This window comes from Bacillus salacetis, from assembly GCF_049177075.1.
Lineage (GTDB): Bacteria > Bacillota > Bacilli > Bacillales > Bacillaceae_B > Rossellomorea > Rossellomorea salacetis_A.
The window spans coordinates 1,605,293-1,620,488 of the sequence record NZ_CP185377.1 but is presented as its reverse complement, the minus strand read 5'-3'; the positions used below and the strand labels follow the sequence as shown (position 1 = coordinate 1,620,488).

The 15,196-nt window shown below is 42.1% G+C and carries 12 protein-coding genes; all 12 read right to left on the bottom strand.

Annotated elements, in window-relative coordinates; all coding sequences use genetic code 11:
- Positions 1-14: 14 nt before the first annotated feature.
- The gene (locus ACOJQI_RS08170; protein WP_421384698.1) at positions 15-929 is read right to left on the bottom strand and encodes a helix-turn-helix domain-containing protein; all 915 of its coding nucleotides are present in this window, start codon (positions 927-929) and stop codon (positions 15-17) included.
- A 9-nt stretch (positions 930-938) separates the two neighbouring features.
- Complete coding sequence (locus ACOJQI_RS08165; RefSeq protein ID WP_006837460.1) at positions 939-1,730, bottom strand: DUF3388 domain-containing protein; 792 nt, start codon at positions 1,728-1,730, stop codon at positions 939-941.
- Positions 1,731-2,309: 579 nt separating this feature from the next.
- Positions 2,310-2,567 carry a DUF3243 domain-containing protein gene (locus tag ACOJQI_RS08160; protein ID WP_421384696.1) on the bottom strand — a complete coding sequence of 86 codons (258 nt, stop codon included), beginning with the start codon at positions 2,565-2,567 and terminating at the stop codon, positions 2,310-2,312.
- Between the two features lie 148 nt (positions 2,568-2,715).
- Positions 2,716-3,438: an elongation factor P 5-aminopentanone reductase gene (gene ymfI / locus ACOJQI_RS08155; RefSeq protein WP_421384694.1), complete on the bottom strand. Its 723-nt coding sequence runs from the start codon at positions 3,436-3,438 to the stop codon at positions 2,716-2,718.
- A gap of 75 nt (positions 3,439-3,513) precedes the next feature.
- Positions 3,514-4,806, bottom strand: coding sequence for an EF-P 5-aminopentanol modification-associated protein YfmH (yfmH, locus tag ACOJQI_RS08150; protein ID WP_421384692.1), 1,293 nt, complete (start codon positions 4,804-4,806; stop codon positions 3,514-3,516).
- A 3-nt stretch (positions 4,807-4,809) separates the two neighbouring features.
- On the bottom strand, positions 4,810-6,084 hold the full coding sequence (gene yfmF / locus ACOJQI_RS08145; RefSeq protein ID WP_421384690.1) for an EF-P 5-aminopentanol modification-associated protein YfmF: 1,275 nt from the start codon (positions 6,082-6,084) through the stop codon (positions 4,810-4,812).
- A 656-nt stretch (positions 6,085-6,740) separates the two neighbouring features.
- The gene (locus tag ACOJQI_RS08140; protein WP_421384688.1) at positions 6,741-7,706 is read right to left on the bottom strand and encodes an ABC transporter permease; all 966 of its coding nucleotides are present in this window, start codon (positions 7,704-7,706) and stop codon (positions 6,741-6,743) included.
- Entirely contained in the window at positions 7,707-8,750 is a 1,044-nt protein-coding gene (locus tag ACOJQI_RS08135; protein ID WP_421384686.1) for an ABC transporter permease, read from the bottom strand.
- The gene (locus tag ACOJQI_RS08130) at positions 8,743-10,278 is read right to left on the bottom strand and encodes an ABC transporter ATP-binding protein (protein ID WP_421384684.1); all 1,536 of its coding nucleotides are present in this window, start codon (positions 10,276-10,278) and stop codon (positions 8,743-8,745) included. Before ACOJQI_RS08130 ends, ACOJQI_RS08135 begins: the two co-directional genes overlap by 8 nt.
- A 209-nt stretch (positions 10,279-10,487) precedes the next feature.
- A complete protein-coding gene (locus tag ACOJQI_RS08125; protein ID WP_421384682.1) occupies positions 10,488-11,570 on the bottom strand; it encodes a BMP family lipoprotein in 1,083 nt (360 codons plus the stop codon).
- 60 nt (positions 11,571-11,630) lie between these two features.
- A complete protein-coding gene (locus ACOJQI_RS08120; protein WP_421384680.1) occupies positions 11,631-12,356 on the bottom strand; it encodes a GntR family transcriptional regulator in 726 nt (241 codons plus the stop codon).
- Between the two features lie 442 nt (positions 12,357-12,798).
- A complete protein-coding gene (locus ACOJQI_RS08115) occupies positions 12,799-15,147 on the bottom strand; it encodes a DNA translocase FtsK (protein ID WP_421384679.1) in 2,349 nt (782 codons plus the stop codon).
- Positions 15,148-15,196 lie beyond the last annotated feature (49 nt).

Here is a 15,196-nt window from a genome sequence, read left to right as displayed (position 1 = left end):
TAGCCACATGGTGACTATTCCTGCGCAGAACGCCTGATAATGATGTCCTGTCTTACGACTTCCGTCGGTGATACTTCATAACTGATTTGTTCTCCATTAACCTTGATATTGGTTGCTGAAGCATTACCGACAATGATGAATGCTTCTCCATCTTGTGAGAGATCGAAGGTTTGAGTATTACCCTCATTCATCATCTGGTTGAAAAGCTGTTCATCCTTGGAATTATATACACCAATCCAGGTATCCCCGGTTGCTGAAATTTCCAGGTTGAAGTCCTCTGTGTTTTTCAAGTCATACGTGGTTTCTTTGCCGCTTACATTTGCAACAGTAATTTCCTGGGCAGGTTCCTCTGCGGGTTCTTCCGTTTCTTCTTCATTTTGGCCGGTTTCTGAGCCGCCGGAATCACTTCCTTCATCAGCGGATTCTTCAGTACCTTCACCCTCTTCTTCAGGCTCCTGTACTTCATCAGATTCAGATAAATTAACAGACTCTTCCTGATTATCATCAGTTCCCGCATTGTCATTACCAATTTGATTTGGGAGCAAGTACCATACCACAAAGATGGCACCAATGACAAAAAGGGCGACAAGAATTTTGGGAATTACGTTCATGACTTTAGATGAGCTTTGGGAAACGGGCTTCCTGGATTGAACTCTTGAAAGTTCCGGAAGGTCGTTCGTATTCGTCACTGGTATGTCATTAGGGTATTCTGCAAAGAGCATTTCAGGGTCCAGAGCAACTGCTTCTGCGTATTGCTTTATGAATGCCCTGACATAGAACTTGCCGGGCATCATATCATAATTTCCTTCTTCAATTCCCATTAAATAACGCTTTTGAATTTTGGTCATATTCTGCAAGTCATCCAGGGAATATCCTTTTGCTTCACGAGCTTCTCTGAGTCGTGTTCCTAGTTCAGTCAAAACAAACACCTGCCAATTTTAAAAATCGAATCCTCCAAAATCAGAATTCTGGAAGAAGTTGTTCTTTTCCACCAAATCATATGTAATTTCTTCATCAGGGTCATTTCGAAGCTCAATAATATAATCGAAATCATCCAGCGAGTATTCAGAATTCTGCACAAAGATGTCAGGATGCTCGATTACCTTGACAGCGGAAAGCCTCATGATTTCCCTGACCAGCTGCCAATGGCGTTCATTCGCTCTCCTGGTTGAGACAATTCCATCGATGAGGAAGATATTCTCTGAAGAATACTCATCGTCAATCAGCTGGCTCCGGATCGTTTGTTTCAATAAAGTCGAAGAAACAAACAGCCATTTCTTGTTTGCACAAACAGAAGAGGCCACAACGGATTCTGTTTTCCCGACTCGCGGCATACCTCGTATCCCTACAAGCTTATGTCCTTCCTGTTTGAACAGTTCCGCCATGAAATCCACCAATAATCCAAGTTCATCCCTGATGAACCTGAAAGTCTTCTTGTCATCCGCGTCCCTTTGGATATACCGGCCGTGCCTTACTGCCAGACGGTCCCTTAATTTGGGTTCTCGAAGCTTTGTTACATTTATCGTATCCATTGTCTGCAATATCGATTCAAGCCTGGTGATCTGCTCATCGCTGTTTGCCAAAAGCAGCATGCCCCTCCGGCCTTCATCCACACCATTAATTGTGACAATATTGATTGAAAGCATACCAAGCAATGAAGAAATGTCACCAAGGAGTCCAGGACGGTTTTTTTGAATTTCATATTCTAAATACCATTCTTTTCGTTCCATAAAATCCCTCCGCATGTGAAAGTGACATTTGCATTCGACAAATCTCTGCATCAATCCTGAAAATCAGAGTCTAAGTCATGTCTCATTAGCTTCTATAATAAATGATTTTCCTTTATTAGAAAAGGAAAACCTTACAAATGAGACTAATATTTAGTCATTTCATATTCATCTTACCCTTCAAGTCGAAAAACAAATCATATCAGGCACATTCAATAAGATTTGTAAACAGTACATAGGTCTTTACAGATTGTTAAATAGTTGATTTCCGCTACAGGTTCACGACTCCGCGGGGCGGGCGTTGAGCCTCCTCGGCTGCGCCTGCGGGGTCTCACCTGTCCCGCTAATCCCGCAGGAGGTCGTGCACCTTCCGCTCCAATCATTTTTGTAACAAAATCCTGAAAAAATTAAAAGTTAAACAACATTCTCTTAGAACAAAGCCATAGATAACTCAGCGGATAGTGTAGTTGTTCGAAAATATGGTCAAGAGATATTATCTTTTCAGAACTTTCAAGTACAGCAGAAAATAATACGGTACAGCACATCAGAGACAATAAAAAAAAGAGAGGAATCAATCCTCTCTTAGCGAGTGCCGTCATTCTTAACCAGTTTGACCATCATGCTTGCAATGGCATGCTGCTCTTCAGTGGAAGCAACAGACCAAAGATCGGCAAGGACTTTTTCCTGCTCATTCTTCGGTTCAACTTGGTTAGCCAGATAATCACCAACTTGGTATGCAAGGTCTGAAACTACACCGCCCTGCATCCCTTCACTTTGTGCTTGATTCAAACGGTCACCCAAAAAGTTTTTCCAATCTTGCCAGTTATCAAGTACAGACATAAATGGAGCCTCCTTATAAGTCATGCTTTATTACAGGCCTCATTCTGCAGATTAAAGGCCTTGAATGCATTTCTTATTGAAATACAACCTTAGTTTGCATCTTCTAAAGGAAAATATTCATGTGCCCAATTAAAAAATCTGCTGTTAATCAGGTGTACCATCCTCCATTGACGGCAAGGACTTGTCCAGTAATATAGGAAGACTTCGGTGAAACCAAAAATTCAATAGTTTGAGCGACTTCAACTGGTTCAGCCATTCTTCCCATTGGGATTTCATCCGAAATCTCATTCAGCTCCTCGGCAGAAAAGCTGTTCATCATATCTGTATTCACAGCTCCAGGGGCAACCGCATTAACTCTGATGTTGTTCCTGGCCAATTCTTTGCTTAATGATTTAACCAAAGCAATCTGCGCTCCTTTTACAGTTGAATACAGCACTTCACATGCCGCTCCTGTCTGACCCCAAATGGAACTGACAATAACAGCACTGCCGATGTCGCTGTTGAATAACTTGGGCAGAAGCGCCTGAAGAATTCTCATGGGCGACTTTACATGGAGGTTCCACATCTCATCCATCTCGTGCTCTTTAGTATCCTGAAACAACCCGTACAGCGGTCTGCCGCTTGCATAAATTACAGCATCCACATGAAAAACCTGAGAAAGAAGTGTTTCCGCCCCATCTCCAGCGGTTAAGTCTGCTTTTACGGGTATAAATTCCCCGTCATATCGACTAAGATCCTGAAGGAGACGTTTTATTCCATCTTCACTTGAATGGTAGTGAAGATAAAGGCTCCAGCCTTGTTGGGCCAATGTAAAAGCTGTCTGCTTCCCAATCCCTCCCGATGCTCCGGTTATTAAAGCAAATTTCCTCATGCTCTCCTTCTCCTTCATTCTTTTCTTTATTTTCCAAAATAAAAAAGGGGATTCCTCCCCTTTTTTAAATGATCATCATTTCCCTTTTGGAAGAACCTGACAAACAGTAAATCTTTCCTCTTCAAAAAGTTCGCCAACCACAGATTGGATATCATTGAAAGTGATCTTTTCCAATGTAGGCACCACATTGAATAAATTCATCTCATTGAATGCATAACGCGTAAACTGGTTAGCTATATATTCAGGAGAATTGATCGCTCTTAAGAAGGCGCCGATTTTCTTTTTCTTCGTCCGCTCAAGGGCCTCTTTTGTTAAGGTGCTGCCTTCTTTTGCATTTAGGAGGATCTCCTTGATACGGTCTGCAAGTTCATCCGGTTTCTCAGTATCTCCTCCAAGAATGGCAAATCCAAAGCCTTTTTCCTGAGTAAAGTCAAAGTGGAACGTTTCATCGATAAGACCGTCATTATATAAAGAGAAATAATTCTCGGAGCTTTTACCAAAAAGCATATCCAATGCGATGTTCATCGAAAGCTCATTCTTCAGCATTTCTTCCCCTTGCCGTTCCGTGTTTACAGCTTTAACACCTACAAGGCACTTTGGAGTCTGGACGTTCATGTGCAGGACCTGCTTTTCCTGATCCACTTGTACAGGCTCATCATCAAACTCCCGCTTAATTTCATCCATCTCTTTATAGTCTTTTTTACTTTGATTATTTTTCACCTGCTGAATGATGTCTTCCGGATTAACAGGCCCGACTATGAACATAAGCATGTTGCTCGGATGATAAAAGGTTTCATAGCACTGATACAGCATATCCTTTGTTATATGGGAAATGGATTCAATTGTCCCGGCTATATCAATTTTTACCGGATGGTTTTTATACATGTTCTGGATTACACCAAAATACAGGCGCCAGTCGGCATTATCATCATACATTGTGATTTCCTGGCCGATGATACCTTTTTCTTTTTCAACAGTACTTTCCGTAAAATATGGGGCCTGAACAAAATCAATCAGCGTTTCTAAGTTCTTCTCAACATCAGAAGTAGAAGAAAATAAATATGCAGTCCTTGTAAAAGAGGTAAAGGCATTTGCAGAGGCGCCCTGCTTACTGAATTTCTGAAATACGTCCTCATCTTCTTTTTCAAAAAGCTTATGCTCAAGGAAATGGGCAATGCCATCAGGAACCTTTGTGAATTCTGTGCTTCCCTTTGGCACAAAGTGATTATCTATCGATCCGTATTTGGTTGTGAAAGTAGCGTACGTTTTATTAAAGCCCTTTTTTGGAAGGACGTAAACTTGAAGGCCATTATCCATTTTTTCATAAAATAACTCTTCCTGAAGCTGATCAAATGAGATTTTTTCCATATTTTATCCCTCCATTCCTGTAAGAAAATAGATGGTATCCATGTTTACTTTTTGCGCCACTGCCGTGATATCCTCTTTGGACACTTGTTCGATACTGCCGAGCCATTCATCCAATTGGATCTTTTTCCCGGAAACAACATTATGATATAGGATCTCGACCAATCCGCGTGGAGTGTCTATTGTTTCAAGGATCTGATTGCGGATGACCGCCTTTGTCTGCTGGATTTCGGCATCTGTAAATTCCCCATTCTTCATCGCCTGCAATTGTTCTTTAATGATCGTCACGGCCTGATCATAATTTTTAGCATCAATTCCGGACATTACCATCATCAGTCCCTTGTGGCTTTCAAGCCTGCTAGCTGCATAGTAAGCAAGACTTGCCTTTTCACGGACGTTAATGAATAACTTGGAATGTGAAAATCCGCCGAAAATACCGTTAAAGACCTGTAAAGCCCAGTAATCTTCAGACCCATAAGCGACATTTGTACGATACCCGATATTCAGCTTACCTTGTTTAACATCCTGTTTTTCTATGAATTCATTTACCTCAGAGGCAGTGTTGGCATTTGAAGCGTCCGCTTTCTCAGCTTCTCTGTTTTGAAGTGAAAAGATCTCCTCACACATTTTTTCAGCCTCTTCAGCATCGACATCACCGATAATATATAAATCAAGCTCATCCTTTTGGATGGCTTCCTGATAATAATTAAAAAGACTTGCCGCCGTAGACTTTTCTACATCTTCAAGAGTTCCATTTGGATGGAGGGCATAAGCTTCCCCTTTGCACATTTCTTCTACCAGGCGGGAATTTGCATACCTCATCTTGTCATCAAAAACGGACTGGATCCTTACCTTTTGATTTCTTTTCTCTTTTGCAACTGTCTCCTCATGAAAAGATCCCTTTTCAACATTCGGGTCAAAGACGACATCAGCTAAAAATTGCAGTCCCTTTTTCAGCAGCGGCTCTGAATCTTTAAGGAATTTTTCATTGGCTACCTCAACCGAGAAGCTCATCACATGATATTCACCCTTTTTAGCCAGGTCGACAAAGAAATTTGCCCCATAGAGTTCATCAAGATAAGAACGGAGGGCCGTTGTGCTTGGATACTTCCTGGAACTGCTTTGGAGTACGTGAGGCAGCAGTCCCCGCAGTGTTACTTCTTCTGCTTTCAAAGGAGACTTCATTCTCCAAACAAGAGTGTTTGTCTTATATTTATCAGTCTTTACGATATGTAACGAATAACCATCTTTCGTTTTCACTACTTCATTGACTTTAGACATATGCCATCCTCCTTTTGCTTACAAATCAAAATTTCAAATGGTGTCTCACCATTCACTATCAAAAAACCTGAATATCATATTTATTTTGAGGTAAATTCTCCTTTACTATACATGTTACACTTTAACGTTTTCAAGTTTTTACCTCTCATACCAATTTGAAATTGTGGTCATTATTTTACTATATGCAGTAATGAGGTAAGACAGTTCAAATTTTTGTATAAGGAGTAGATTTCCGCTCCAGGCGTGTGACTCCGCTGGGCGGGCGGTGAGCCTCCTCGGCTTCGCCTGCGGGGTCTCACCTGTCCCGCTAGTCCCGCAGGAGATCACACACCTTACGCTTCAATCAACCTAAGGTAACAACATTCAAAAAACTAGACTCAACCCATAAATCTTTAACATCTAAATTAGGGGGATTGGAGACAATGAAATGATCATTAAAACAATTTAAGGAGTTTCACATAAAAATATTGAAACTAAATTTTCAGCGGATTCAAGGAAAGGGAGAGAGGTAATGATGCGTTATGGGGCTTATTAAAATCCAAAAGGAGATGAATTGGAAATTGATCACTTTTATTGAGTTTATCTGTATGAGGATGACTAGGATGTAAAAAAACGAGCGCAAAACCATAATGGTTTTGCACTCGTTCATAATTGTATTATCTGCTGCCTTTGATATAAGGATTACCAAGAGCTTTTGGTGCATCGGCACGTCCGATGAATCCTGCAAGGGCAAGAATCGTTAATACATATGGTGCGATTTGCAAGTAGACGCTTGGTACATTTTCAAATAGCGGGATGCTTGATCCGACAATACTCAAACTTTGAGCAAAGCCGAAGAACAACGCAGCACCCATTGCCCCAAGTGGATTCCACTTACCGAAAATCATGGCTGCAAGGGCCATGAACCCTTGTCCAGTAATGGTAGAGTGACTGAAATCCAAAGAAATGGATTGAGCATAAACGGCACCTCCAAGACCGCCAAGCAAACCGGATAAAAATACACCGATGTAACGCATTTTTGTAACATTGATCCCCATAGTGTCAGCAGCCATTGGATGTTCACCGACAGAACGCAATCTCAGACCGAATGGAGTTTTATAAAGGATATACCAAACGACGAAGGCCAGAATGATTGCAATATAAGCTGTATAAGTCACCCGGCTGAAGAACAAGTTCCCTATAACCGGGATATCGCTCAAGAAAGGTATATCCACCTTTTTAAAGCTGTACTCAGTACGGATGATATCTGTTTGGCCTTTTCCATAAATCAGTTTTACCAGGAATAGACCCGCTCCGAGAGCAAGGAAGTTAATCGCTACACCACTGACGACTTGATCGGCACGAAAGGTGATAGATGCAAGCGCGTGCAGAAGTGATAGCAAACCGCCGACTGCCATTGCAGCAAGCAGTGCGATCCAAGGTGTTGCAGCTCCAAAAGTAGAAGCAAATGTTAAGTTGAACACAATGGCAGCAAAAGCTCCAATGACCATTAGTCCTTCAAGTCCGATATTAACTACTCCGGAGCGCTCGGAGAACACTCCACCTAATGCAGTGAAAATAAGCGGAGCAGCTACAACCAATGAAGAAGAGATGATGATCTCCAATATTGTCATGATACCCACTTATTTCACCCCCTTTTTCGTACGATTCAGCAGCCATCTGATCATATAACTTGATGCAACAAAGAAGATGATCAAGGCAATGACGATTTCTACGAGTTCATTTGGAACACCGGATTCAAGCGGCATATTCAATGCTCCCACTTTTAATCCGCCAAAAAGGATTGCCGCCAGGATGACACCTATAGCTGTGTTTCCTCCAAGCAGGGCTACAGCGATTCCATCAAAGCCGACACCCGAAAAGCTTGAATGCAAGAAAGCGAAACCGAATGTACCGAGGCCTTCCATTGCACCTGCAAGACCGGCAAAAGCCCCTGAGATAACCATTGATAAGACAATATTCTTATTTACGTTCATACCTGCATATTGAGAGGCATGCTGGTTGAATCCAACTGAACGCAATTCATAACCAGTTGTTGTTTTTTCAAGTAAAAACCACATGATAATGGCTGCGATGACAGCTAAATAGATCCCATTATGAAGTGTAGAATAGTCCGTTATCGTTTCAAAGAACCCACTCTTTAGTGACGCCGATTCTGCAATGCTGTCTGTAGCATCCGCTTCATCAGCGATAACATTCCTGATTAAATAGTTTGTTGTATATAGTGCGATATAGTTCATCATGATTGTGACAATTACTTCATGCACACGCCATTTTGCTTTAAGAATACCAGGTACCAGACCCCATAGTGCACCTGCTGCGGCCGCAGCCAGGATAGATACCGGCAAATGAATTACTTTAGGAAGATCGAAGGCAATCCCGACCCATACTGCAGCAGTCCAGCCAACCAATAGCTGCCCTTCTACCCCGATATTGAATAGTCCGGTACGGAATGCAAAAGCAACCGCCAAACCAGCCAAAATGTATGGGATTACCTGTCTCAATGTTTCCCCTACATAGAATCGGTCACCAAAAGCACCGTTCCACAAGGCTGCATAACCATCTATAGGGTTATAACCTGTCACCAGCATGATGATTGCACCGGCAATCAAACCAAGAATAACTGAAATAACAGGGATTAAAATATTCTGATACTTATTAGACATTGACAGAGTCACCTTCTTTCTTGCGTTTGGAACCAGCCATCAACAGTCCTAACTCCTGTTCTGTTGTTTCTTTCGGGTCAACGACAGCTACTATCTCGCCTTCATAGATAACGGCGATCCGGTCGCTGACATTGATGATTTCGTCCAGCTCAAAAGAGACTAACAGGACAGCTTTGTTATTATCGCGCTGTTCGATCAAGCGCTTATGGATGAACTCGATTGCTCCGACATCCAATCCCCTTGTAGGCTGTGCGGCAATCAGCAGATCCGGGTTACGGTCAATCTCACGCCCGATAATAGCCTTTTGCTGATTTCCTCCAGATAGAGCACGAGCAAGCGTATACTCACTTGGAGTCCGGACATCATATTCACCAATTAAAGAAGCAGCTTTTTTATATACCTGTTTGAAATTCATGATGCCTGACTTAGAAAAAGGTTTTTGGTAATAGGTCTGAAGCACCATATTTTCACCGATTGGAAAATCGAGAACAAGGCCATGTTTATGACGGTCCTGAGGAATATGGGCTACTCCTGATTCAGTAATATTTCTTGGCTTATTGTTCTGAATTTCCTTGCCATTCAACTTGACTGTCCCGCTTGATGCTTTATGAAGACCTGTGATTGCTTCAATCAGTTCGGATTGGCCATTTCCATCAACCCCGGCAATACCGACGATTTCCCCGGCTCTTACCGTCAGATTCAAGCCACGGACAGCCTCTACTCCCCGTGAATCTTTCACTCTCAGATCGTTTACTTCAAGGACAGCTTCTTTCGGTTGGGCTTCGCTCTTTTCTGTAGAGAACGTCACTTCACGTCCAACCATCAGGCTTGCCAGTTCATTCACATCTGTATCAGCCACGTTGACAGTTCCGATTCCTTCACCTTTTCGGATTACCGTACAGCGGTCGCAGACTTCCATAATTTCTTTCAATTTATGAGTGATGAGAATGATTGATTTGCCTTCTTTAATCAACGTTTTCATGATTCCTATCAACTCTTTGATCTCCTGCGGTGTCAATACAGCGGTAGGCTCATCGAAAATAAGTATTTCGGCGCCACGGTATAGTGTTTTTAAGATCTCAACACGTTGCTGCATACCGACAGAAATATCAGAAATTTTAGCTTGAGGGTCAACAGACAATCCATACCTGTCTGAAATCTCGCGTACTTCCTGCTCTGCTTTCTTAATATCAATTTTGCCGCCTGATTTAGGCTCCTTACCCAAAATGATATTTTCTGTAACCGTAAAGGTATCAACAAGCATAAAATGCTGATGGACCATTCCGATTCCAAGGTCATTTGCGATATTTGGATTTGTGATTTTCACACTCTTCCCATTGACTTTAATTTCACCCTTTTCCGGCTGATAAAGCCCGAAAAGAACATTCATCAGAGTCGATTTTCCAGCGCCATTTTCTCCCAGGAGCGCATGGATTTCTCCCTGTTTTAATTGAAGAGTGATATTATCATTAGCCACTATACCAGGGAATTCTTTGCGAATATTAAGCATTTCAATTACATATTCCACCCAGTTTCACTCCTTGCTATGAATAGAGTCTGTTTATTAAAGTATGAGGTCAGACTTTAAAATTTTAGGAAAAGGGATGCTGCTCCCTGAAAAAATCCTAAATAAAAAGCAGAATCGATAAAAAAATTCTACTTTTTATTTAAAACATTTTCATAAAGTAACCGGAGAAAGGGTTCATGACCCCTCCCCGGTACAAATTGCTATTTAGATTACTCAGGCTTAGTTGGAACTTCAACTTCACCGTTAACGATTTTTTCTTTCCACTCGTCAACTGCAGCCAATACGTCTTCAGAAAGATTATCTTGTGTAGCAGCAATACCTACACCGTCATCTTCCAATCCGTATTCTACGATTTCCCCGCCAGGGAATTCACCGTTCATCGCTCTTTCAGCAACGTCGATTACCGCAGTATCTACACGTTTAACCATGGAAGTCAATGTTACGTTCATTTCTTCACCATCAACAGTTACAGCACCTTCTGCAGCCTGGTCACGGTCAACACCGATAACCCATAGCTCTTGGTCAGGGTTTTGCTGTTTACGGTTTTTAGCTTCAGTGAATACTCCGTTTCCTGTACCGCCTGCAGCATGGTAGATGATGTCGTTACCAGCTTGGTACATAGAAGCAGCCATTGATTGTCCTTTATCAGCTTTGTCGAAAGCACCAGCAAACTGAATGTCTACTACAGCGTCCGGATTAACAGCTTTCACACCAGCTTGGAAACCAGCAGCAAACTTGTTGATAAGGTCAGAGTCAGTACCGCCGATGAATCCTACTTTGTTAGTTTTAGTAGTAAGACCTGCTACTACACCAACAAGGAAAGAACCTTCATGCTCTTTGAAAGTTACACTTGCTACGTTGTCCATGCCTTCAATCACACTGTCAACGATTACAAAATTGCTGTCTTTACGTTGTTTCGCAACTTCTTCGATTGCAGGCTGCAATTTGTATCCAATTCCATAGATTAGATCAAAGTTGTTACGTACAGCTGTATTTAAGTTTGTTTTATAGTCTGCATCAGATTTTGATTGCAGATAGTCAAAACCATCAGTGCCTTTTTCAAGTCCATTGTCCTCACCGAATGCTTGAAGACCTTCCCATGCAGATTGGTTGAAAGATTTGTCATCAACACCGCCGACATCCGTTACCATTGCTGCAGTGAATTTGTCAGCTTGGCCATCTTTAGCCGGTGCCACATCTTCAGTATCATTGTTGTTAGATCCGCAAGCACCAAGAATTGTACCTGCCGCAAGAACCATTGAAAGCGCTAAACCAAATTTACGTTTTTTCACCTTGGTTACCCCCTGTTAATTATGTTGATAGTAGTAAGAAAAATAAACTTACAGAAATGATCAGACCCGCTTTCTTAACACTTGGAAGCTGAACTTGTCCGAACGGAAATAATTCACTGAATAAAGAATCGGATTATCCTGTTCATCGAAGTGCAGCTGCTTTAGGACAAGCAGCGCTGACTCCGGTTCACAATTGAGTATTGGAGAAATTCTTTCATGATATCCCAATGGTTCAATTTGCGTTACCGCGTAGGCGATTCTCCTATTCTCTTCCTGTTCTAAGACTTGAAAAAGTGAATTGACATCCGTGGTGAATTTCTGCGGGTACACACTGGATGGCATCCTATCCACACAGTAAACAACCGGTTCCCCGTTTGCTGTTCTCACACGTTCCACCATCACGATGTCTTCTTCCTCTTCCAGTGTAAATCGACGGATATCTTCATCTGTCGGGCCTTGAAAACTTGAGCTTAAGAAAATGGTCCCAGGTTCCATACCTGCTTGCTTAATCATATTCGTGACACTATTCAGCTGCTCGATACCAGAAGTAAAGAGCGGCTTAGCGTTTACGAAAGTACCAACCCCGTGTCTGCGAATAATGACATTTTCTTCTTCGAGAATCCTTAAAGCTTCTCTCAGTGTCGCCCGGCTAACTCCAAGCTGTTTTGCAAGATCGAATTCAGAAGGAAGTTTTTCTTTCTCTTTATATAGGCCTTCCTCAATATCTTTTTTTAGACGGTCGATCACTTGTAAGTACAAATGCCTATTGTCTGCTTTTATTGTCATCCAAGAACCACCACCATTTTTTCTCAAGACACCAGACTATGATGTATATCTTTCCTACTAATCCAAAATACTATATCATTTTTAAAAAAATAAATAAATAGATTCTTGGATTTTTGTCGAAAAAACAAGAAAATCAAAACTTTCGAAATTTTCAACTGCGAAACAAGGCTGGTTTTGAAGCTTGGAAATTTATCCATGACAATACTTTGAAAGCTGAAAGGTTAATGTAAACGCTTTTAAAAGTATAACACATTGATGTTTCTGAAGGCTAGAGGTCTGACATCATAATTTTAAATTTATTTTTTTCCAGCCGAAAAAACGTTTACATCTTCACCTTTAACCTTAACAGGCTATTCTATTGATACAAAAGGATTTTACCCATTTTTTGATAAAAAAATAGTAAAAAACTGCCCGGAATGTCTCCGGACAGTTAGAAATTCTCTTATGATGAGTGTTCTTCAGATGGCTTTCCGATTAACACTGTTCTGGGTTTACTTCCTTCATATGGACCGACGACCCCTCGTTCTTCCATTGCATCGATCAATCTGGCGGCCCTTGTATACCCTATTCTAAACCTTCTCTGCAGCATGGACACAGAAGCAGTCTGCATTTCGGCAATAAGTTGGACAGCATCATCATACAGATCATCTTCCACAGAGGCAGCACTGTCTCCTTCCGGTACTTCATCCGGAATCATTTCTTCTTGATATTGGGCCCTTTGCTGGCCAATGACATAGTCTACAACTTCTTCAACCTCATCATCGGAAAGAAATGCCCCCTGTACCCTTGTCGGTTTTGACGCACCGACAGGAATAAACAGCATATCTCCCCGGCCTAGAAGCTTCTCCGCCCCGCCGCTGTCCAATATGGTTCTGGAATCAGTTTGTGATGAAACAGCAAATGCAATCCTGGAAGGGATATTTGCTTTGATGACCCCTGTGATTACATCCACAGATGGCCGCTGTGTAGCGATAATCAGATGGATCCCTGCAGCTCGGGCCATTTGCGCCAGACGTGTAATGGCATCTTCCACATCGCTTGAAGCTACCATCATTAAATCGGCAAGCTCATCCACGATGACAACGATATAAGGAAGCTCAGGCTGCTTTTCTTCGTTTTCATTGTTATGCCTCTTGATATATTCATTATACCCTTCTATATTTCGGGTACCTGTGTGGGAGAACAGCTCATACCTTCTCTCCATTTCACTCACAACTTTTTTTAATGCCTGAGATGCCTTCTTGGCATCCGTAACCACCGGTGCCAGCAGATGGGGTACACCATTATAGACATTGAGCTCAACCATTTTGGGATCAATCATCATCAATTTGACTTCATGCGGTTTCGCTCTCATGAGGATACTGGTTATGATGCCGTTAATACATACACTTTTCCCGCTCCCTGTCGCTCCGGCAACAAGCAGATGGGGCATCTTATTCAGTTCAGCCAGTACAGCTTCACCGGTTATGTCACGACCGAGGCCGATCAAAAGTTTTGAGTTTGGTTTATCATTCGATTTAGACTCCAGTACTTCCCTTAAGGAAACCATGGCAACCTCGGAATTAGGCACTTCGATTCCAATGGCGGATTTCCCCGGGATCGGCGCTTCAATCCTGATATCCTTTGCGGCAAGTGCCAAAGCAAGATCATCGCTTAAATTGACAATTTTGCTGACTTTCACACCTGTGTCAGGATGTACTTCATATTTCGTGACAGCCGGCCCCAAATGAACCTGTGTTACCTTGGCTTTTACACCGAAGCTTTGGAATGTGCGTTCAAGTTTGGCTGCATTCGCATGGATCATTTGGTATTCATTGCTTTGGTCGGTCTGGCTCGGCCTGTTTAATAAAGAAATAGGAGGAAGTTTATAGTCTTTATTCTCCACCTCAGTAAAGGTAATAGGAGGTGCCTCCTCGTCCCCTTCAGATGGCGGTTCGCCGGTATCCTTTCCGGTTTGTTCATCTGCTGTCGAAGGATCTCCTTCTGCAGGCACTGGAGCTGATTCCTCAGGATACGCTCTCTCATTGAAACTGGAGATGATCGGCTCCACTTTCACTTCTTCGGCCTGCTCCCCTATTGAAACAGCATCCTCTTTTTCCTTAACTTGTTCTTTTTTCCGCTGTTGTTTTTCTTCTTTCTTTTCGATCCGTTCTTCTTTCCACTCTTTCATATCCTCGCGAAAAGCTGTCCATTGATTGCCGATAAATTCGGTTGATGCATTGCCCATCTTGCCGAGGGCCGATCCGAAAGATTTACCTGTTATCAAAACGATTCCAATCGCAATCAATGCCATGCACAAGATTTTGGTTCCAGCTGATTCGAACAAAAAGAAGGAAACTGCGTATAGAATGGCTCCAATTATTCCTCCACCAAGGTCGGACGTACTCGATTCTCCCCGTACTTCCATCCAGTATAGCTCCCATGTGTTGGCAATTACACTCGGATTCTGAAAGGCTCCATCATTTGAGAGCAGTTCAAACAACTTTACATGGCTGAGGAGCAATGTGCTGATTAAAATTATGTATATACCGGCAAGTCTCCTTGAGAAGAAATTCGGCATTTCCCTCTTGATCATCATATATCCCGCAATAAGCAGCATGCCAATAAATGCGAGCATATACCATTCACCGAGGAAAAAACGGAAAAAGAGAACGAATGCCTTTCCGACTGCACCAAGCTGGATAATGGCTATTAAGCTGAGTGCGATCAAAAGCATTCCGATCAATTCATATTTTATTGTCTGTTTAATGTTGGAGGACTTTTTCCTGCTTCTTCTTTTTCTTTTCGCCAACGTTCTTTCACCTAAATTCTTTTATATTATGCTCTTATTTTCAGGCTTT